Origin of the sequence: Ruegeria atlantica (assembly GCF_001458195.1) — a bacterium.
GTDB lineage: Bacteria > Pseudomonadota > Alphaproteobacteria > Rhodobacterales > Rhodobacteraceae > Ruegeria > Ruegeria atlantica.
On record NZ_CYPU01000039.1, the window covers coordinates 466,128 to 487,230 of the forward strand.

Annotated in this window: 20 protein-coding genes; 11 read left to right on the top strand and 9 right to left on the bottom strand. The window is 57.8% G+C overall.

All coding sequences use genetic code 11. The features are described 5' to 3' along the window. The first annotated feature begins 23 nt into the window (after positions 1–23). A complete protein-coding gene (locus RUA4292_RS12155) occupies positions 24–2,384 on the top strand; it encodes a xanthine dehydrogenase family protein molybdopterin-binding subunit (protein WP_058277807.1) in 2,361 nt (786 codons plus the stop codon). 94 nt (positions 2,385–2,478) lie between these two features. Beyond that, positions 2,479–3,270 (top strand): FAD binding domain-containing protein, encoded by a 792-nt coding sequence (locus RUA4292_RS12160; protein ID WP_058278177.1) that lies wholly within the window; start codon positions 2,479–2,481, stop codon positions 3,268–3,270. A gap of 48 nt (positions 3,271–3,318) precedes the next feature. Here RUA4292_RS12160 and RUA4292_RS12165 read toward each other — a convergent pair whose 3' ends face one another. Beyond that, positions 3,319–4,218 carry a MurR/RpiR family transcriptional regulator gene (locus RUA4292_RS12165; protein WP_058277808.1) on the bottom strand — a complete coding sequence of 300 codons (900 nt, stop codon included), beginning with the start codon at positions 4,216–4,218 and terminating at the stop codon, positions 3,319–3,321. Between the two features lie 89 nt (positions 4,219–4,307). Here RUA4292_RS12165 and RUA4292_RS12170 point away from each other — a divergent pair, with 89 nt between their 5' ends. Together RUA4292_RS12170 and RUA4292_RS12175 are read left to right on the top strand one after the other, a co-directional pair. Further along, complete coding sequence (locus RUA4292_RS12170) at positions 4,308–5,078, top strand: beta-keto acid cleavage family enzyme (protein ID WP_058277809.1); 771 nt, start codon at positions 4,308–4,310, stop codon at positions 5,076–5,078. Then, on the top strand, positions 5,075–6,397 hold the full coding sequence (locus tag RUA4292_RS12175; protein ID WP_058277810.1) for an aspartate aminotransferase family protein: 1,323 nt from the start codon (positions 5,075–5,077) through the stop codon (positions 6,395–6,397). The genes RUA4292_RS12170 and RUA4292_RS12175 overlap by 4 nt, the downstream gene beginning before the upstream one ends. Before the next feature lie 88 nt (positions 6,398–6,485). Here the strand turns inward: RUA4292_RS12175 and infC are convergent, their stop codons facing one another. From infC to cobA, 7 genes are all read right to left on the bottom strand, one after another. After that, on the bottom strand, positions 6,486–7,067 hold the full coding sequence (gene infC / locus RUA4292_RS12180) for a translation initiation factor IF-3 (RefSeq protein WP_199520007.1): 582 nt from the start codon (positions 7,065–7,067) through the stop codon (positions 6,486–6,488). Positions 7,068–7,194: 127 nt separating this feature from the next. Beyond that, a complete protein-coding gene (locus tag RUA4292_RS12185) occupies positions 7,195–8,028 on the bottom strand; it encodes a ferredoxin--NADP reductase (RefSeq protein WP_058278179.1) in 834 nt (277 codons plus the stop codon). Between the two features lie 107 nt (positions 8,029–8,135). Further along, positions 8,136–8,543 (bottom strand): DUF934 domain-containing protein, encoded by a 408-nt coding sequence (locus tag RUA4292_RS12190; RefSeq protein ID WP_058277811.1) that lies wholly within the window; start codon positions 8,541–8,543, stop codon positions 8,136–8,138. Then, complete coding sequence (locus RUA4292_RS12195) at positions 8,540–9,301, bottom strand: phosphoadenylyl-sulfate reductase (RefSeq protein WP_058277812.1); 762 nt, start codon at positions 9,299–9,301, stop codon at positions 8,540–8,542. The genes RUA4292_RS12190 and RUA4292_RS12195 overlap by 4 nt, the downstream gene beginning before the upstream one ends. Then, positions 9,291–10,955, bottom strand: a complete 1,665-nt coding sequence (locus RUA4292_RS12200) for a nitrite/sulfite reductase (protein WP_058277813.1) — start codon at positions 10,953–10,955, stop codon at positions 9,291–9,293. The genes RUA4292_RS12195 and RUA4292_RS12200 overlap by 11 nt, the downstream gene beginning before the upstream one ends. 68 nt (positions 10,956–11,023) lie before the next feature. Continuing rightward, a complete protein-coding gene (locus RUA4292_RS12205; protein WP_058277814.1) occupies positions 11,024–11,338 on the bottom strand; it encodes a DUF2849 domain-containing protein in 315 nt (104 codons plus the stop codon). Continuing rightward, entirely contained in the window at positions 11,338–12,114 is a 777-nt protein-coding gene (gene cobA / locus RUA4292_RS12210; RefSeq protein WP_058277815.1) for a uroporphyrinogen-III C-methyltransferase, read from the bottom strand. The genes RUA4292_RS12205 and cobA overlap by 1 nt, the downstream gene beginning before the upstream one ends. 143 nt (positions 12,115–12,257) lie before the next feature. On the opposite strand from cobA, the gene RUA4292_RS12215 reads away from it, so the two are divergent. Then, positions 12,258–12,737 (top strand): Lrp/AsnC family transcriptional regulator, encoded by a 480-nt coding sequence (locus RUA4292_RS12215; protein ID WP_058271489.1) that lies wholly within the window; start codon positions 12,258–12,260, stop codon positions 12,735–12,737. Here the strand turns inward: RUA4292_RS12215 and RUA4292_RS12220 are convergent. After that, a complete protein-coding gene (locus tag RUA4292_RS12220; RefSeq protein ID WP_058278180.1) occupies positions 12,734–13,915 on the bottom strand; it encodes a cytochrome P450 in 1,182 nt (393 codons plus the stop codon). The genes RUA4292_RS12215 and RUA4292_RS12220 overlap by 4 nt on opposite strands. Before the next feature lie 47 nt (positions 13,916–13,962). On the opposite strand from RUA4292_RS12220, the gene RUA4292_RS12225 reads away from it, so the two are divergent. From RUA4292_RS12225 to RUA4292_RS12250, 6 genes are all read left to right on the top strand, one after another. Next, a complete protein-coding gene (locus tag RUA4292_RS12225; protein ID WP_058277816.1) occupies positions 13,963–15,696 on the top strand; it encodes a sensor histidine kinase in 1,734 nt (577 codons plus the stop codon). Beyond that, complete coding sequence (locus RUA4292_RS12230) at positions 15,693–16,922, top strand: sigma-54-dependent transcriptional regulator (RefSeq protein WP_058277817.1); 1,230 nt, start codon at positions 15,693–15,695, stop codon at positions 16,920–16,922. The genes RUA4292_RS12225 and RUA4292_RS12230 overlap by 4 nt, the downstream gene beginning before the upstream one ends. Before the next feature lie 371 nt (positions 16,923–17,293). Then, positions 17,294–18,295: a DctP family TRAP transporter solute-binding subunit gene (locus tag RUA4292_RS12235; protein WP_058277818.1), complete on the top strand. Its 1,002-nt coding sequence runs from the start codon at positions 17,294–17,296 to the stop codon at positions 18,293–18,295. Positions 18,296–18,410: 115 nt separating this feature from the next. After that, a complete protein-coding gene (locus RUA4292_RS12240) occupies positions 18,411–19,088 on the top strand; it encodes a TRAP transporter small permease (RefSeq protein WP_058277819.1) in 678 nt (225 codons plus the stop codon). After that, positions 19,088–20,464 (top strand): TRAP transporter large permease, encoded by a 1,377-nt coding sequence (locus RUA4292_RS12245; RefSeq protein WP_058277820.1) that lies wholly within the window; start codon positions 19,088–19,090, stop codon positions 20,462–20,464. Before RUA4292_RS12240 ends, RUA4292_RS12245 begins: the two co-directional genes overlap by 1 nt. 327 nt (positions 20,465–20,791) lie before the next feature. Next, positions 20,792–21,103, top strand: a complete 312-nt coding sequence (locus RUA4292_RS12250; RefSeq protein WP_058277821.1) for a DMT family transporter — start codon at positions 20,792–20,794, stop codon at positions 21,101–21,103.

The following is a 21,103-nucleotide window of genomic DNA, read 5'->3' on the forward strand; positions in this document are numbered from 1 at the left end:
CGTTTATGGGAGGAGAACAAGCAATGCCCAAAGACAGTGGCATCGGAGCCAGTTCCAAGCGGCGCGAAGACGTACGCTTTCTGACGGGAGCGGGCAATTATACCGACGACATCAACGTACATGGCCAGGCCTATGTACATTTCCTACGGTCCGACATCGCGCATGGACGGATCAAGAGTATCGACACCTCAGCCGCCGAAGCTATGCCGGGCGTGGTCAAGGTTTTCACCGGCAAAGATTTCGAAGGCGTGGGCGGGATGCCCTGCGGTTGGGAAGTGACAGACAAGCACGGCGCGCCGATGCAGGAGCCGCCGCACCCCATTTTGGCACAAGGCAAGGTGCGCCATGTGGGCGACCCGATTGCGGCCGTTGTGGCAGACAGCCTCGAACAGGCCCGTGATGCGGCCGAGGCGATCGATCTGGATATCGAAGAACTGCCGGCTGTCATGAACATGAAAGCTGCTGCTCAGGATGGGTCGACGCTGGTTCATGACGATCTGAAGAACAACATCTGCTATGATTGGCAATTGGGTGAGACGGACGACACCAAGGTCGATGAGGTCTTTGCCAACGCAGCCCACGTGACGACGCTGGATCTGGTCAACAACCGCCTCGTCGCCAACCCAATGGAGCCGCGCGTGGCGGTGGGTGAGTACAAGCGTGGTACGGACGAATACACGCTCTTCACCACGTCGCAAAACCCGCATGTGATCCGTCTGCTGATGTGTGCTTTTGTTCTGGGCCTGCCCGAACATAAAGTGCGCGTGGTGGCCCCGGATGTGGGTGGTGGTTTTGGAACCAAGATTTTCCACTATGCGGAAGAAGCGTTCTGCACCTTTGCCGCCAAGGCCTGCAATCGCCCGGTCAAGTGGACCTCAAGCAGGTCCGAGGCGTTCATGTCCGATGCCCATGGCCGTGACCATGTCAGCAAGATCGAACTGGCGCTGGATGCAGACAACAACTTCATCGGTCTGCGCACGAACACATACGCCAATCTGGGTGCGTATCTGTCGACCTTCTCCAGCTCGGTTCCGACCTGGCTGCACGGTACCTTGATGGCAGGTAACTACAAGACACCGGTCATTCAGGTGAATGTGAAGGCGATGTTCACCAACACGGTTCCGGTGGACGCCTATCGTGGCGCTGGCCGTCCCGAGGCAACTTATCAGCTAGAACGTGTCGTGGATAAAGCTGCACGCGAGTTGGGTGTTGATCCGATTGCCCTGCGCCGTCAGAATTTTATCACTCAGTTCCCCTATGACACTCCGGTCGCACTGACCTATGACACCGGGGATTACAACGGGACGATGGACAAGCTTGAGGTCGCTGCCGATCTGGCGGGTTTCGCCGCGCGTCGGGCCGAAAGCGAAGCCAACGGCAAGCTGCGTGGTCTGGGCATCAATTGCTATATCGAGGCCTGCGGTATCGCGCCTTCGAACATCGTCGGCATGTTGGGGGCCCGCGCGGGTCTTTATGATGCCGCAACTGTTCGGGTGAACGCCACCGGTTCGATAAGCGTCATGGTGGGCGCACACAGCCACGGGCAGGGGCATGAGACAGCCTTCCCGCAGGTTGTGGCCGACATGATCGGTATCGACGAGTCGATGGTCGAGATCGTGCATGGCGACACCTCAAAGATTCCGTTTGGCATGGGGACCTATGGCTCGCGTTCGCTGGCCGTTTGTGGTTCGGCCATGGTCAAGGCGACCGAGAAGGTGATCGAGAAGGGCAAGAAGATCGCCGCCCACCTGCTGGAGGCGTCCGAGGCGGATATTGAACTAAAAGACGGTCAGTTTAGCGTCGCGGGTACCGACAAGTCGGTGGCCTGGGGTGATGTGACCCTGACGGCTTATGTACCACACAACTACCCGTTGGAAGTCGAACCCGGGTTGGAGGAGACCGCGTTTTACGACCCGGCCAACTTCACTTACCCGGCCGGAGCATATGCGTGCGAGGTCGAGGTTGATCCAGAGACCGGTCAGGTGACCGTCGAGGCTTTCAACGCCGCAGATGACTTTGGCAACATCGTCAATCCTATGATCGTCGACGGTCAGGTCCATGGCGGTATTGGTCAGGGCATAGGTCAGGCTTTGCTGGAGAATTGTGCCTATGACGAAAACGGTCAGTTGCTGAGCGCGTCCTTCATGGACTACGCGATGCCGCGAGCGGATGACGTGCCATTCTATGGTGTGGATCATTCCAGCCAGACGCCCTGTACGCATAACCCATTGGGTGTGAAGGGCTGCGGTGAAGCCGGTGCAATTGGCTCGCCGCCGGCGGTGGTCAATGCGGTGTTGGATGCGCTGAACTCGGGCGGCAAGGCGGTCGAACACATCGATATGCCGGTGAGCCCGTCACGTGTCTGGGCGGCGATGAACAGCTGATTGGTCGGGTGGCCTGGGGGCTCTGCCCCCAGACCCTCGGGATATTTTTAGCCAGATGAAGGGCGGATCCGCGCCTTTCGGAAAGGAAAGCGAAATGTACAATTTCGAGTTTGAAAAGCCCTCGACCGTTGCTGACGCCGTTTCGGCGCTGGGAGGCGAGGATGCACAGGCGTTGGGGGGCGGCCAGACGCTGATCCCAACGCTGAAACAGCGATTGGCAGCACCGTCTACGCTGGTGTCGCTGGGTGGGATTCCCGACATGCAGGGGGTCTGCATCGAGGATGACGGGTCGGTGGCCATTGGTGGCGCAACAACCCACGCAACGGTGGCGTCAGAGGCCGCCGGCAGCTATCCGGCGCTGGCCGCACTGGCTGGGCTGATCGGCGATCCAGCGGTGCGCAATCGAGGAACAATCGGTGGCTCACTGGCCAACAATGATCCGGCCGCTTGCTATCCGGCGGGCGCTTTGGGATCAGGTGCGACGATCATCACCAATACGCGCCAAATCGCGGCGGATGATTTCTTCGAGGGTTTGTTCAGTACAGCCCTGGAGGAAGGTGAGATCATCACCACGGTCAATTTCCCGGTGCCACAAGCGGCAAGCTATCAGAAATTCCTGCAACCCGCATCGCGCTTTGCGCTGGTCGGAGTGTACCTGGCACGTTTCGCCGACGGTGTTCGCGTTGCGGTAACAGGGGCCAGTGAGGATGGTGTGTTCCGCTGGTCCGAGGCAGAAGAAGCCCTGAACAAGGAGTTTCGGCAGGACGCCTTGACCGGGCTGAGCATCAATCCCGCGAACATGATTGCCGACTTGCACGGCAGCAAGGCGTACCGCGCGCATCTGGTCAGTGTCATGACTAAGTGGGCCATTGAAGCCTGCATGTAAGCTTAAAACTGTTAAAAAAGCCCCGGAGCTTATGGCCAGGGCTTTTTTTTACTTCCGTCTTATTCTGGGCGGCTGGGATGGTTGCCAGTATGCGCCTGTGTCTTCTCGGGACTTTTGGTAATTGTCCACGCGATCGCGCGCGACGTCTCCGCCCGATTGAAACAGGTGACCCAGTAGGCATTCCAGAACCACCATGGCCCCGGCATAGTTCGAGAAGTGGTGCAGAGATCGCGTGCTGACGGGGAAAACCACGTCCGGCTCGATCCCGGGTGCAATCACTTCGCTGTCGGCAATCAGGATGAGCGGCACATTCATGCGTCGCGCCAATCGCATTGATTGGATGGTGTCGGCGGAATAGGGATGGAAGGTGATTGCAATCAGGCAATCGTTGGGGCTTGCGTCCAACAGATCATCTGCTGCGGAACCCATGTGGCGCGGAACAAGTTGCAGACCGGGGTGTGCCATGCGTCCGGCATAAGAAAAATAGTATGACAGGGCATAGCTGGCGCGCGTGGCGGTGACAAAGCACCTGTCAGAAGACGTCATAATTTCAATGGCGCGCTTGACGCGTTCAGGGTTCATTAACCGCAGGGATCGCATGACGACGTTCTGTGCATTCTGGGCAAATTTTGCCTGGGCAGCGCTGAATGCATCACCGTCTTGCATGTCGGCAAGCCAACTTTGGCTCAGATGATCCTCACCATCTGTGACCAACGCATCGCGGAACGGAGCGCGCAGGTCGTCGAAGCGGTCATATCCCATCCGATCCGCCAACCGGACCAGAACGTTTGAGCTGACGCCGATCTTTGCTGCGGTTTCTCGAATTGAGTCCAGCCCGAAATCTCCGGGATGGTCGAGGATGTATTTTGCCGCCATCTGCAATCCGGGAGGCAACTGGTCAATCTGCTGTCGCAGAGCTTCGGTAAGCTGGCTCAAAGACTTGGTCATCCGCGAAAGAAAACAAATGTTATGAAAGATGTAAATTGAAAACGCGCCTAAGGCCCTTAACTGGGTTAAAAGTTGAAAAGGGTGCTCTTATGTCCAAAACACTGCCGCAATCGCATACGCCCTATGTTCTGGTGGCGCCGAACGGTGCCCGGAGGGGGCATGCAGATCACGTTCAGCTTCCGGTGTCGGTGCAGGAGATCGTATCGACTTCACAAAGCTGCTTTCTGGCCGGTGCAGATGGGATTCACCTGCATGTGCGCGATGATCAGGGGCAGCATTCTCTGGATGCCGGGCGTTATCTTGAGACGATGTCCGAGTTGCGTCGTGCCGTGCCTGAGATGGACATTCAGATCACGACCGAGGCGGCGGGTATCTTTGATGTCCCGGCCCAATTGCACTGTTTGCAGCAGGTAACGCCGAATTGGGCTTCGATCTCGGTCCGGGAAATCGCGCGCGCGCCGGACCTCGCGGATAATGTTTACGGTCTGTGTGCCGAGCAGGGAACGCGCGTTCAGCATATTCTCTATGACGATGCAGATGCTGCATTTCTGGCAGACTGGCAGGCCCGCGGGATCGTCCGCGACGGGCAAACTGATCGGCTGTTGGTTCTGGGGCGTTACACCTCTGGGCAGGAATCCGCACCGGAAGACCTTGATCACTTTCGGCAAACCCACTCCAGTTGGATGGTCTGTGCATTCGGAAAGCGGGAACATGCTTGCCTAAAAACGGCTGCGGACCGTGGCGGGGATGTGCGGGTTGGATTTGAAAACAGTTTGACCAACCAGGACGGAAGTGCCTGGGCGAACAACGCAGCGTCGGTTTCGGCGCTGGTCGCGGTTTTGAAAGGACCTCAGCAATGAGCCACGTTTTTCCTCGTCATACCAAATCGAACTTGCCAGTCGCCGTTGGTGGCGACGGGTGCTACCTGATCGACGATCAGGGGCAACGTTATCTGGATTGTGGTGACGCTGCGGTGTCGTGCCTTGGGCATTCGAACCCGGCGGTTATCGAGGCCGTGCAGCGGCAAGTCGAACAGATCGCTTTTGCACATACCGGTTTCATGACATCCGAACCTGCAGAGGCGTTGGCTGATCTGTTGGTGGAACACGCGCCTGGTGATTTGGACCGTGTGTATTTCGTCTCAGGCGGATCCGAGGCGACCGAGGCGGCGATGAAACTCGCGCGGCAGTACTTTCTTGAAATTGGCCAGCCCGAGCGTCGCCGGGTGATCGCGCGGCGGCAGAGCTATCACGGGAACACTTTGGGCGCGTTGTCGGCTGGAGGTAACGAATGGCGGCGCGCGCAGTTTGCTCCGATGCTGATCGAGATGACACATATCGCGCCCTGTTTCGAATACGCTGAAAAGCCGGATGCCGAGAGCAGCTTTGACTATGGCCAGCGCGTCGCGAATGAGTTGGAGGCCGAGATCCTTCGCTTGGGTCCTGAAACGGTTATGGCGTTCATGGCAGAACCCGTTGTGGGCGCAACGCTGGGTGCGGTTCCTGCCGTTGAGGGGTATTTTCAGCGTATTCGCCAGATCTGTGACCAATATGGCGTTCTGTTGATCCTTGATGAGGTGATGTGCGGCATGGGACGGACCGGGCATTTGTTTGCCTGTGATCATGATGGGATTTCGCCGGACATTCTGTGCATCGCCAAAGGGTTGGGTGCTGGATACCAACCGATTGGTGCGATGATGTGCACCAGGAAAATCTATGATGCGATCCGCGACGGGTCCGGGTTCTTTCAGCATGGTCACACCTATATTGGTCACCCGGTTGCGACAGCAGCGGCCCTGGCCGTTGTCACCGAACTGACCGCGCGCGCGTTGCCCGCGCGCGCCAGCGTGATGGGCGAAAAGCTGCAAGAGGCATTGCAGACCGAATTCGGTCAGCATCCAAATGTCGGCGATATCCGCGGCAGGGGCCTTTTCCGCGGGCTGGAGCTGGTGGCTGACCGCGAAACGAAAATGCCGTTTGATCCGGCTCATGGCGTTGCAGGCAAAATCAAGAAAGCCGCTTTGGCCGAGGGCCTGATCTGCTATCCCATGTCCGGTACACGGGATGGGCGTCTTGGGGATCATGTCCTTCTGGCCCCTCCGTTCATCATTGAAAACGCGCAGATAGATGAGCTTGTGGGCAAACTTAGTCGGGCGATCTCGACCTCGATCCCCGGCTGAAGCGCCGCTTGGCCTGTCCCTAAGAACCAACAAAAAAACCCTGTCAGAACGGATCTGACAGGGTTTCAAATTCGATATGCACAGGGGTTTATTTCTGTGGCAGCGGGCCGATCAGCATGATCATCTGACGGCCTTCCATCTTCGGCATGTTTTCAACCTTGCCGATCTCTTTGGTGTCGGCCGCAACACGTTCCAACAGTTCACGACCCAGATTTTGGTGCGCCATTTCACGGCCGCGGAAACGCAGGGTCACTTTGACCTTGTCCCCATTTTCAAGAAACTTGAACACATTCCGCATTTTCACGTCGTAATCATGAGTGTCAGTGTTGGGTCGGAATTTGACCTCCTTGATCTCAATGATCTTCTGTTTTTTGCGGGCTTCGGCTTCGCGTTTCTGCGTCTCGTATTTGAACTTACCGAAGTCCATAATTTTGCAGACCGGCGGGTTTGCGTTGGGCGAAATTTCGACCAGATCAAGACCGGCATCAACTGCCATCTGCATGGCTTTGGCGGGATGAACCACCCCGACATTTTCACCTTCAGCGCCAATCAGACGGATTTCGGGGGCACGGATCTTATCATTGACGCGGGGGCCGGTGTCTCTTTGCGGCGGCGCGTTGTGAGGTCTGCGGGCTATGGGTTCATTCCTTTGATGATTGCAGAAATTCAAGGCCGGAATTTAGACTGGCCTGCACGCCGATTCAAGCGGCATAAGTGCAGGCCAGCCCGAAAAATCGGGGTTTGTCAGAGGTTTTTCGCCAGTCCGGGGCCAAATGCCCCGGATCCGGTGCATCGGGTTAACCAACAAAGGCTTTTTCGATGACAAATTCCTTGGGTTCGGAATTAGCACCTTCGCGCAGGTCGAACTCTTCCAGAATCTTTTTGATGTCCAGGTTGAAGGCCAAAGACCCGCAGACCATCGCACGGTCAGTTTCCGGTTTGATGCCGCCTTCGATGCTCAGATCAGCAAATACCGTGCCGTCTTTCAGCAATTTGGTAATGCGGCCCATCTTGGGGCTCTCTTCCCGTGTGGTGGTTGGATAATAGCGGATTTTGTCGGCAAAGCCTTCGCCCATCAGCTCGGCCAGCATCTCATCCTGGCGGATGCTTTCGATCAGCTGACGTCCATATTCCAGTTCGCCAACTTCGCGGCAGGTATGGGTGATGATGACTTCATCATAGTCCTCATAAGTCTGCGGCTCGCGCAGCAGCGAGGCGAAGGGTGCGAAACCTGTTCCGGTGGCGAAGAACCAAAGGCGCTTGCCTGGCAGCAGAGCGTCATGCACCAGCGTGCCAACAGGCTTGGGGCGCAGGATGATCTGATCGCCCGGTTTGATGTGCTGCAGCTTCGAGGTCAGCGGACCGTCCTGCACCTTGATCGAGTAGAACTCCAGCTCTTCATCCCAAGAAGGCGAGGCGATGGAATACGCGCGTAGCAACGGCTTGCCGTTGTCGCCCAGCAGGCCGATCATCACGAACTCGCCCGAACGGAACCGCAGCGAGGCGGGACGCGACACCTTGAAGGAAAACAGGCTGTCGGTCCAATGTTTGACGTCTGTTACGGTCTGTGCGTCCGGAAGGACGGGGGCCTTGACGGCGGTTACTTCGGTCACGGGTTTCATCTCTGTCATCGTTTCACTATCGGCTGGGTAAACCGACATCTCCGTTTAATCTTTGATCCAAGTCAGGAAAAGAGGCTAAATGCCCCTTTGAATTCACAAGCTGGCGATTGGCGATCTTAGCCGCGCAGGCGGGCCTGATAGTTGTGGTCTTTCCAATCGGCGCGGGCCAGCCACTGATCTTCGGGCTGGCGGTTGGCAAGCGCGTCGTCGATTTCGACCTCATCAAACCCGCTGCGGCGCGCCATGGCGTACTGGTCGGCCAGAACATGGCCTCTGGCCCGCAAACGGCCGGTGTAGCCTTTCAGGCGCAACACGCGGGCGATGGTAAAGCCACGACCATCCGCCGAGGACGGAAAGTCCACACGAACCATTCGGGCGCTGCCCAGGCGGTCGACAAGCTCATCGGAGTCTGTGTCCGATGCCACGTCCAGCGCAACCACATCATTGGCCGCGTCCTCAAGCGTGACAAAGCCATCTGTCCAGTCGTCGGGGGCGAACCCCTCATCCGTTACGATTACGTTCATGTTTTCTCTCCAGCGCGCACCATCTTGCCGTCGACAAAATGGATGCCGCATTCTTCTTTGTTCTGATCGCGCCAGCGTCCGGCGCGGGGGTCTTCGCCTTCTTTGACCGGCGAGGTGCAGGGCGCACAACCGATCGAGGGGTAACCTTTGGCCACCAGCGGATGCCGGGGCAGGTTGTTTTCATCCATATAGGCGCGCACGTCTTCGGGCGCCCAGTGGGCCAGTGGGTTCACCTTGATCCGGCCGGTGCCGTCCTCGACCTCAAAGAAGTCAAGCGCGGCGCGTGTGCCAGATTGGAACCGCTTCCGACCGGAGATCCAGCCGTCATAGCCCGCCAAAGCACGCTGCAGCGGGAAGGTTTTGCGCAGGTTGCAGCAGGCATCCGTGTCGCTCAGGCGCAAGGCGCCGTATGGGTCTTCGCGCTGAACATCCTCATCATCTGCGCGGATGATGTGGACGTTCTTCAGGCCGAGCCGATCTGAAACGTCCTGCTGATATTCCAGCGTTTCGGTGAACAGCATCTGCGTGTCCACGAACAGCACCGGCGTCATCTTATCGACTACCGCCGCCATGTGCAGCAACACCACCGACTCCGCACCGAAACTGGACACGAGGGCCAATTCTTCGATCTCTTCCAGCGCGCCGTGCATGACATCATGGGCGCTGTGATGGCGGAACCGGGCGTTTAGCGCGTCGACCTGTTCGGTCAGCTCCGCGCGGTCTTTGCCCAGTTCCGTCTGGATCAGGTCAAGCGGCATTGGCCTGCGCCTCGGGGTAAAGCGCCGCTTTAAACGGTGCCATGCCGACGCGGCGATAGGTTTCCAGGAACGTTTCTTCGGCGCTGTCACGCTGTTCCAGATAAGTGTCTACGATGCGCTCAACGGCTGGCACGATCTCATCATAGGCAAAGCCCGGTCCGGTGCGGTCGCCAACGGCCGCAGTTTCGGTCGCGTCACCACCCAGAGTGATCTGGTAGTTCTCGACGCCTGCGCGATCCAGACCCAGGATGCCGATGTGACCCACGTGGTGGTGACCACATGCGTTGATGCAGCCCGAGATCTTGATCTTCAGGTGACCGATATCATGCTCAAGCTTCAGATCATCGAAACGGGTCGCGATTTCCTGTGCAACCGGGATCGAACGCGCCGTTGCCAGCGCGCAGTAATCCATGCCAGGGCAGGCGATGATGTCGCTGATCAGGCCGACATTGGCGGTGGCCAACTCATGCTCTTTCAGACGAGCGTGGATCGCGGGCAGGTCCGACTTGTGGACATGCGGCAGGATCACGTTCTGCTCATGGCTGATGCGCAGCTCGTCATAGGCGAACTCTTCGGCCAGGTCGGCCATCACGCGCATCTGCTCGGCAGTCGCATCACCCGGTGTCTGGCCGTGTTTCTTGATCGAGATCGTGACGATCGCATGATCCGCGTTTTTGTGCGGCGCGATGTTGGTATCGACCCAGGAACGGAAGACCGGATCGTTGGTATAGGCGCTTTCGAACGACGCAACCGAACCTTCACGGAAGGCCGGAGGCGCAAAGTGGCCTTTGATCTCAACCAGCAGAGCCATATCGGCGCCCTTGAACTGCGGGCGTACCTGCAAGAAGCGCTCGTTGACCTTGGCACGAATAGCGTCGATGCCATGCTCATGTACGGTGATCTTGATGCGCGCCTTGTATTTGTTGTCGCGGCGGCCAATCTGGTTCCATACGGAAACGGTGGCTTCAAGATAGGCCAGCAGGTCGTCAAAAGCGACGAATTCGGACAGTTCTTTACCGATCATCGGCGTGCGGCCCAGGCCACCACCCACGATAACGCGGGCACCCAGAACGCCGTCACGCTCAACCAGTTGCAAGCCGATGTCATGCGCCTTGATCACGGCGCGGTCGTTTTCCGAACCGGTGATGGCGATCTTGAACTTACGCGGCATGAACTGGAATTCCGGGTGGTCGGTCGACCACTGGCGCAACAGTTCGGCATAGGGGCGCGGGTCGGCGACCTCATCCGCGGCGGCACCAGCGAAATGGTCGGCGGTCACGTTGCGGATGGTGTTGCCCGAGGTCTGGATGGCGTGCATGCCAAACTCAGCCAGCGCGTCCAGCATATCGGGCACGTCGTTCAGTTTCGGCCAGTTATACTGAATGTTCTGACGGGTGGTGAAGTGGCCATAACCCTTGTCCCACTTCTCGGCCAGCAGGGCTAGCTGACGCATCTGAGCGCTGGAGAGCGTTCCATATGGAATGGCAACCCGCAGCATATAGGCGTGCAGCTGCAGATACAGGCCGTTCATCAGGCGCAGCGGTTTGAATTCATCTTCGGTCAACGAGCCGTCAATACGGCGCTCGACCTGCGCGCGGAACTGCGCGTTACGTTCTGCCAAAAATGCTGTGTCGAACTCGGAGTAGCGATACATGATTAGCTGTCCTTAGTTGCAGCCCCGAACCTTGGGGCCTTGAGAAGGGGAGAAAGAAGGGCCAGAGGTCAGGCCCGGGGCTGCGGGGAGGATTCCTGTTTGCCATGGGCATAGTTGGACGGACCAGTGCGGCGGAAGTCTTCCCGGAAATGGGTGGGCTCGGGGCCGTTGTCGCCGGCAATAGCGTCGGCCAGATATGCCCCGACAATCTTGTTGGCCTGGCGCGAGGCATCCAGAAGGCGCACCTGCGCGTGGGCTTCATCGGTGATCAGCTCGGCCTCGGTCAGCTCGCGCGACCACCGATCGTCTTCGGTCAAATAGATGACGTCACCTTCTAACAGGTCGTTGGCGGTCACCACTTTGGGGGTAAAAGCGCGGGCCATCAGGCGTGCTCCTTCTTAAATTCGGTCAGGGCCGCGGTCGCTTGGCGCGGGGCGAGGCCAAAAAAGGTCAGGGTAGGGCCGTCCATTTCGGCGGCGTTCAAATCGGTGGGCAACTGGTCCAGCGTTGTTTCCAGAATGCGCTGATCGGGGCGCGTAGCGTTTTCGATCAACGTCACCGGCGTCTGGCGATCTGCACCGTGCATAATGAGGCGACCCTGAATGAAACGAGCGGACTTTTTGCCCATGTAAATCGCGGCCACCGAACCGGCGCGTGCCAAGGCAGTCCAGTCGTGATCCGCAAACCCTTTCATGTCGTGGCCGGTCAGAAATCGGACCGAAGAATTGCGGCCACGCCGTGTAAGGCTTTGACCAATCCCCGCGACCGCCGCCGACGCGGCAGTGATGCCTGGTACGATTCGCCACGAGATGCCAGCAGCCTCGACAGCCTCGATCTCTTCATCCAGACGACCAAATACGGTCGGGTCGCCGGACTTCAGGCGCACGACGCGCTGACCTTTCAGGGCGTGTTCAACTAGCAGGGCGTCAATATCTTCTTGTTTCCAAGATGGGCCGAAACCAGCCTTGCCGACATCGACCAGAACAGCGGTCTTTCCGGCCAAGGCCAGGACCTCATCACTGATCAGACGGTCATGCAGAACAACGTCCGCGCGCTCGAAGGCGTTCAGTGCCTTGAGCGTCAGCAAATCCGGATCACCCGGACCCGCGCCGACAAAGTCGACATGTCCTGTGCCATCATATGATTGCGTAAGCTGCATTTCGTGTCCCGAGTGTGGTTTGACTTGTGTTGCAATATAGGAAATATTCCCGCGAATACGCCATATGGGCGAACAAATAAGGACAAATGTTCCACGTCAACGGCAAAACGGGACATTGGTTTCGAAACGAAGGGAAATTTGGAATGTCGGTGCGGATTGATGATACGGATCGGAAAATTCTGGTCGAGCTGCAGCGGGACGCCAGTCAATCGCTGGACGAAATAGCCGCTCGTGTCGGCAGTTCCAAGACCCCTGTCTGGAATCGGATACGTAAGCTGAAAGGGGCCGGTGTGATCGGGCAGCAGACCGTTTTGCTGGACGCCGAAGCGCTGGGATTTGAAGCTACGTTTTTTGTTCTGATCCGAACGTCGGAACATGAGGCTGACTGGCAGCATAAATTCCTCAAAGCCCTGCGGGACAGGCCCGAAGTGCAAGAGGCGCATCGGCTGGCCGGGGACATCGACTATATCCTGAAGGTGCGGGTCAAGAACGCGCGTGCCTATGACGAATTCTATCAGGCGCTGATTTCAGAAGTGCGCGTGCACAACGTGACTGCCTTGCTGTCGATGGAAGAGATCAAGTCCACCACCATGTTGCCTCTGAAAGCGCTGATCGAAAGCTAGGTCTGCACCATCAGTTTGGTCAGCCCGTGGAAATGGTACGTGTTCGAAAACTCGGGCTCGGTGCTCAGGCGCAGGTTCGGATATCTGTCGAACAGCGTGGACAGTGCGATGCGCATTTCCATCCGTGCCAGAGGGGCGCCAACGCAAAAGTGCAGGCCGCCACCAAAACTGGTGTTCGTGACGATGGCGCGGGTGGGATCAAACCTGTCCGGGTCGCTCCAGACGGCAGGATCCCGGTTCGCAGCGCCCAATAGTAGCGCGACCTCATCACCACGTTTGAAACTGTGCCCAAATGCGTCGATGTCTTCATAAGCATAGCGAGTGAACATGTGCAGCGGTGGGTCAAAGCGCAGAATCTCTTCTACTGTGCGATCGATGCTGTCCGGCGCAAAGTGTTGCGGTCCGATGCTATTTTGCAAAACGGTCTTCACGCCGTTTCCAAGTGAATGCACCGTCGCTTCGTGCCCGGCATTCAAAAGCAGGATGCAGGTGGCGACCAGCTCCTCGCGTGAGAGCTTTTCGCCATCTTCTTCAGCCACGATCAACCGTGTGATCAGATCGTCCTGCGGATCGCTGCGGCGTTGCTCGATGTAGTCGATCAGAAAGTCGGTGAATGCTTGGGATGAGGCTGCGGCAGCGGTCTCAGTCTCGGGCGTTCTGCTGGCTTGATACATTGCCACCATATCATGTGACCAGCGGAGTAGGCTGGGTGACATATCCTCGGGCACGCCCAGAAGGCGGCAGATCGTGATGACCGGAACTTGGGTGCAAAAGGTAGAGAGCAAATCGAAAGGTTGGTCGGGAAATGCGTCTAACAAAGAAAGGGTTAGGTCGTGGATCGAAGGTTCCAGCGCTGCAATGGCACGCGACGTGAATGCCCGCATCACCAATGCGCGCAAGCGTGTGTGTCTTGGCGGTTCGGCCTCCAGCAACGAATGCGCCTCGACCGCCAGCCAAGGGGCAAGATGCGCCGGACCTGGGTTTTGTATTTCTTCGGGTACTTCCCGGCCAAAGCGGCGGTCTTTCAAAAGCACCGAGACCGCCTGATGTGATACAGCGGCAACTTTCCCATAATCGTCCCAATAGACCAGATCACCGATCGCGCGGGCCTGATCATAGAACGGGTAGGGGTTCTGCACGAATTCCGGATCGACCGGAGATTGAAATACCGTCTTCATGCGGCGCAGACTTGCCATGCGGCGCGCCGAATGCAAGACCCTATATCATGCAACGCGTTTGGGTCATTCTGGGATTTTTGTTTGCTGTCGGCCTGTTGACCGCAGGGGTCTGGTCCTATGGCTACCGTCAAGCGCTGTCGCAGCTCAGCGAAAAGGCCGAGGCTGACCTTGAACTGGCTGCCGACCGGCTCAGCACTCAGATGCAGGTCTATCAGGAACTGGCCGTGCTGATGGCCACGCATCCGGTCCTGCGCGCCCTAGAGACACCGGTGCAACAACGGGCAGCGCGCGCGATATTGCTGGACGTCGCTGACAAAACCTCGGCCGTCAACATGATGTATCTTGACCGAAGCGGGCAGGTGCTGGCCTCGGCGCAGCCGGTTGTGTGGCCAAACATGTCGAACCACCCCGCGTTTCGGCGCGCTTTGCAGGGCGCAATGGGCAGCGCGCATGGGGTTGTGGCAAGCAGCGGAGATCGTACCTATTCCTACGCCGCCCCTGCCTTTGGCGATGCTGGTCAGGTCGAGGGTGTATTAATCGTTGTGGCCGATGTCCAAGATGTGGAACAGACCTGGCGCGGCAGTACCGAGGCGGTGTTCTTCATCGACGGGGACGGTGTCGTCTTTATCTCAAACCGATCGGATCTGCTGTTTTGGCACCGGGACGAAGGACAGTTGGGCCTGACACCGCCAGACGGTGGGGCAGTTGATTTCGCATCGGTTCTGGTCGGTCCGCACGAGGTCTGGCAGCTGAACTGGGGGCGGTATCTGCCCAGTCGCGCATTACACCTGATGCTGGATTTGCCGGTGATCGACATGACAGCTGAGGTTCTAGTCGATGTGGCCCCTGCGCAGCGTTTGGCGAGGTTGCAGGCGGCAACCGTTGCTGCAATCTGTCTGGCCTTCGGCGCGCTGTTGTATCTGGCGACCGAACGCAGGCACACATTGGCCGAGGCCAACACGATTCTGGAAAGCCGGGTCGCGCAACGGACGCATGCGTTGACAGCTGCAAACACCGCACTACGCCATGAAGTGCGTGAACGTGAAGACGCAGAAGCGGCTCTGAAACACGCTCAGGAAGAGCTGATCCAGGCAGGTAAACTCAGCGCGTTGGGCCAGATGTCGGCGGGTATCAGCCACGAACTGAACCAACCGCTGATGGCGATCCAGCAATTCGCAGATAATGGCGCGGCTTTTCTATCCCGCGGCCGGGATGAGAAAGCGTCGGAGAACCTGACGCGTATCTCTGCTATGGCGGCGCGCATGGCGCGTATCATCAAGAACCTGCGTGCCTTTTCGCGCAACGAAAGTGAACCGATGGGCAAGGTTAACCTGGTTCAGGTGATCGATACGGCGGTCGAGTTGACCGAGGCGCGGTTGCGAACCGAAGATGTTCGAGTGGATTGGGCCCCGCCCAACAGCCCGGTTTACGCATGGGGCGGCGAGGTGCGGTTGGTTCAGGTGTTCGTTAACCTGATCAACAATGCCGCCGACGCCATGAGTGGGCAAGACGACCGCCTCATTCGCATTGCGATCGACCGTGGCGACAAGTTGGCCGTGACTGTCCGCGATATCGGCCCGGGAATCGAAAACTCGGAAAAATTGTTCGAGCCATTTTACACGACCAAAGCCGTCGGATCCTCTGAGGGGATGGGGCTTGGGCTTTCGATCTCTTATGGTCTGGTGCAAAGCTTTGGGGGTAATATCCGGGGTGCAAATCTGGACACCGGGGCGTTATTCACGGTCGAGCTTGAGCCTTTCACGGAGCACGAGGTCGCATGACGCGGAAAATTCTACTGGTCGATGATGATGCCGCTGTCCGCGAAGCTTTGGCGCAAACGCTTGAGCTGGCAGATTATGATCCGGTTACGGCGGGATCCTTTGTGGCTGCTAAAGACCATATTCGCGCCGACTTTCTGGGTGTGATCGTTTCGGACATCCGTATGCCGGGCCGGGATGGTTTTCATCTGCTGAACTACGCGCGTGAGGTTGATCCAGACTTGCCCGTTGTCCTGTTGACCGGTGAGGGCGACATCCCGATGGCGGTGCAGGCCATGGGACAGGGAGCTTTTGATTTTCTGGAAAAGCCATGTGCGGCGGCGGACCTGCTGCCCGTGTTGGAACGAGCCTTTGACGCGCGCGCGCAGGTGATCGAACAGCGTGCCCTCAAATCAGAGCTTGAGCGTGGCGATCCGGCAGCGCGGCTTTTGTTCGGCCTTTCCGCACAGGCCGAGGCCCTGCGTGAACGAGTCCGATCCGTCGCCCCCACCGGGGCAGAAGTTCTGGTAACCGGGCCACCGGGCAGCGGGATATCGAAAGTGGCCGAAGTCGTTCATCTGATGTCGCCGGTCGGGCAGGGGCCGTTCGTCAAGCGCCCGGCCTCAGGGCTGACGCCCGAGGGGTTGGTACGCGTGTGCGAAGATGCGGCCGGTGGGTCGTTGTTCCTGGATGAGGTTTCGGCCATGCCAGACGCCACGCAATACGCCGCGCTTGAAATGATAGAGCAGGGCACCGGTTCACGGATTGTCGCGGGAACAACCGCAGATTTGGCGGTGCTGTCAGAGCAGGGCCAATTCAATGCGGACCTTTTTTATCGCCTGGACGTCATGCGTGTGCGCATCCCGTCGCTGGCGGAACGACCCGAAGATATACCAGTGATCTTTCGCCATTATGTCGCGCAAGCGGCAGAACAGGCGGGCATTGCCGAACCCGAGATTACCTCGGAGCAACTTGCGTCGTTGATGGCCAGCGATTGGCCGGGCAATGCCAGATCGCTGATGTCGGCGGCGATGCGGTTCGTGTTGGGGATGCCGGAAGAGGTGGCACGTGCCGCTGATCTGGGGCTGAACGAGCAAATGGCGCGCGTAGAGCGGTCGTTGTTGATTGCGGCGCTGGGTCGGCACAATGGCAAAGCCTCGGATGCGGCAAGTGCGTTGAAACTGCCGCGCAAGACTTTTTACGACAAACTGGCGCGCTATCAGATTCGCCCAGAAGACTATCGGCGCTAACGGTGGCACCCGCCGCCTTTGACTGCATTATCATGCATTAAATGGCGTTGGGCCGGGCAGCCTGCATTCGCAGGCTGCGGGTGGTCACCAGAGAATCAGGGGGTGAGTCGTTCGATCTGATTCGAAGTGCGTGCGGAAATCCGCACAGCCGGCGGAATAAATGTGCGGATTTTCGCACAACGGGTAGTGTCACTGCCTTTTGATGGCGGGGAAGTACCTTTTAAAACTATGAAGTAAAACAAAAATATTTGAACTTTCCGAATTTCGAACAAAAAGTTGAGCGGTGCCCCTTGATTCGCTTCACTGCGCCACATGAGACGCCGATCTGGCGTTGACTGAAGGTTTCATGGAAGTCTGGGAGGAAAAGACAGATGAAATTCCTGACAACTGCCGCGACCGCGCTGGCGTTGAGTGTTACAGCAACCGCCGGTATGGCCGCGTGTGATGACGGCGAGATTGTCGTCAAGTTCGCGCATGTGACGAATACGGACAAACACCCCAAGGGCATCGCGGCGTCGCTGCTGGAGCAGCGCGTCAATGACGAGATGAATGGCGTGATGTGCGTTGAGGTCTATCCGAACTCGACGCTCTATAATGATGACAAGGTGCTTGAAGCAATGCTTCAAGGCGACGTCCAGCTGGCCGCGCCGTCGTTGTCGAAGTTCGAGAAGTTTACCAAACAGTTCCGTCTGTTCGACCTGCCGTTCATGTTCAAGAACATCGACGCAGTTGATGCATTCCAAGCTTCGGCTGACGGTCAGGCGATGAAAGACAGCATGCAGCGCCGCGGCCTGCAAGGGCTGGCGTTCTGGCACAATGGCATGAAGCAGATGTCGGCCAATAAACCGCTTGAGGCTCCGTCGGATGCCGAAGGCCTGAAATTCCGTGTTCAATCCTCGGACGTTCTGGTTGCCCAAATGGAAGCCATTGGCGGCAGCCCGCAGAAAATGGCGTTCTCGGAAGTTTACGGCGCGCTGCAGCAGGGCGTTGTGGATGGCCAAGAAAACACCTGGTCGAACATCTATGGCAAAAAGTTCTTCGAAGTGCAGGACGGTATCACCGAGACCAACCATGGCATCATCGACTATCTGGTCGTGACATCGATTGACTGGTTGGACAGCCTTGATCCCGAGGTGCGCGACCAGTTCCTGACCATTCTGGGCGAAGTGACCGAGACACGGAACAAGGAAGCCTTCTCGGTGAACGAAGCAGCCAAGGCCTCGATCACTGATGCCGGCGGCATCATCCGCGAGCTGAACCCCGAACAGCGTCAGGCCTGGGTCGATGCGATGAAGCCCGTTTGGGACCAGTTTTCCGACGACGTAGGTCAGGATAAGATCGACGCCGCTCAGGCCATCAACGCCGGGTTCTGATTCCGGTTGAGGCCGCGTGTCCAAAGACTGGGGAGTGGCGGACACGCAGGCTGGGCGGGCCGTAATTTGGCCCGCCACACCTAACTCTCATCACCAATAATGTGGGGACAGAAAAATGTCTGGTTCGAAACCCGGCCAAGGCGGGCTGGTCGACCATATCGAAGAGACCATGATTGCCGCTCTGTTGGGCGTGATGACGGTCGTAACCTTCGCCAACGTGATCGCGCGTTTTGTGTTTAATTCTAACATCTTGTGGGCGCTTGAGCTGACAGTTTTCACCTTTGGCTGGCTGGTGTTGCTGGGGGCCTCTTATGCGGTCAAGAAACACGCGCATCTGGGTGTTGATGCAATCCTGAACATGCTGGCCCCGGCGCCGCGCCGCATTCTGGCGCTGATATCGGTGGCGTGCTGTCTGGTGTTCTCGCTTCTGCTTCTGAAAGGGTCGTATGACTACTGGGCCGTGTTTGCGGACCTGCCGCCAACATCGGGCCGCTGGTTCCCGACCGGGTTCAATTTCGACGCACGCAGCCAGAGTTTTTACGAAGTGGACGATATTCCGATGGTCGCGCCGCTGCGCTTCCTCGAGGATCTGATCAACTACGGCGAGGGGTATGAAAAATTGCCCAAGGTGGTGCCGTATCTGGTGTTGCCGGTGTCGATGCTGCTTCTAGTGATCCGCTTTATTCAGGTCGCAGTACAAATCTGGCGTGGTGAGACCGACCGTCTTGTTGCCAGCCACGAAGTCGAGGACGAGATCGAAGAAGTTCGGGCTCAGCAAGGAGAGCATGACTAATGGACGTCGTACTTCTATTCTCTATGGTCATCGGCCTGTTGCTGATCGGTGTGCCGATTGCGGTGGCCCTGGGTCTCAGCTCGACCCTGTTTCTGCTGATTTATTCCGACAGTTCGTTGGCTTCGGTCGCGGGAACCCTGTTCGAAGCCTTTGAAGGCCACTTTACCCTGTTGGCGATCCCGTTCTTCATTCTTGCTTCGTCCTTTATGACGACCGGTGGAGTGGCGCGTCGGATCATCCGCTTTTCCATCGCCTGTGTCGGACACTTGCCTGGCGGTCTGGCGATTGCGGGTGTCTTTGCCTGTATGCTGTTTGCCGCGCTGTCGGGGTCGTCTCCGGCAACGGTTGTGGCCATCGGTTCTATCGTCATCGCCGGTATGCGGCAGGTTGGCTATTCCAAGGAATTCGCTGCCGGTGTGATCTGTAACGCGGGTACCCTGGGCATTCTGATCCCGCCGTCCATTGTCATGGTGGTTTATGCCGCCGCCGTTGAGGTCTCGGTCGGGCGGATGTTCCTTGCGGGCGTCATTCCGGGCCTGATGGCGGGTCTGATGCTGATGGTCACGATCTACGTTATGGCCAAAGTCAAGAATCTGCCCAAGGGTGAATGGAAAGGTTGGGGCGAGATCTTTATCTCGGCCCGCGAAGCCGGTTGGGGTCTGTTCCTGATCGTCATCATTCTGGGTGGCATCTATGGCGGTATCTTCACGCCGACCGAAGCCGCTGCTGTCGCTGCCGTCTATGCCTTCTTTATTGCCAGCTTTGTCTACAAGGACATGGGTCCGCTTAGCACCAATGGGGATGGGCAGAACATTTCGCTTCTGAAGAAACCCTATACTCTGGTCACGGCGTTCTTTCACCCCGACACCAAGCACACGCTGTTTGAAGCCGGTAAACTGACGGTGACTTTGCTGTTCGTCATCGCCAACGCGCTGATCCTCAAGCACGTGCTTACCGATGAACAGGTGCCTCAGCACATCGCAAGTGCAATGCTATCGGCGGGATTGGGACCAGTCACCTTCCTGATCGTGGTCAACGTAATCCTGCTGATCGGTGGCCAGTTCATGGAACCTTCGGGACTGTTGGTCATCGTGGCACCTCTGGTGTTCCCGATCGCCATCGAGTTGGGCATCGACCCGATCCATTTGGGCATTATCATGGTGGTGAATATGGAGATTGGGATGATTACGCCTCCGGTCGGACTGAACCTGTTCGTGACTTCGGGCGTGGCCGGTATGCCGATGATGAGCGTTGTGAAGGCGGCGCTGCCGTTCCTGGCCGTGCTTTTCGTCTTCCTGATCATGGTGACTTACATACCGTGGATTTCGACCTTCTTGCCCAATACCTTCATGGGGCCAGAGATCATTACGAACTAGCGGTTTCTGTGAAAGAATAGAGGGCCGGGTCTTTCGTCAGACCCGGCCTTTTTTTTGCGTGCGGAATCGATCCAGACAACCGGAAACCCATTCGATACCACCCTAAACGCGAACCCATCAGTTTCGTATCACCGGTTGAATTGCCGCATTAAAAGTTTCATCTCGTCAATCGGGCGTCGATCGTTTGCCCGCCCGGGTGTCCTTAGGTGCTCAATTAAGTGTCCGACCTCTTGAACCCGGGTACAGTGGGAATATCTTTCTGCCGAGGACGACCTCGCCTTGTTGGCTGATCATTCGGGACGACCCGAAGAGATATGAGGTGTCCAAATGCCCTGGATATTATTGCTATTCGCTGGCCTGCTGGAAATTGTCTGGGCCGTCGCCATGAAGCAATCTGCCGGTTTCACACGCCTATGGCCTACGGCCCTGATGGGCGTGTCGATGATCGGATCGTTCGGATTGCTTGCCCTTGCGATGCGCGATCTGCCTTTGGGCACGGCCTATACGATCTGGACCGGAATCGGTGCAGTTGGGGCCTTTATGGTCGGCGTAATGTTTCTGGGTGAGGCGCTGACTGCGCCCCGCCTAGTCGCGGCGGCCCTGATTGTGGCCGGGCTGGTGACGATGAAATTGGCTTGA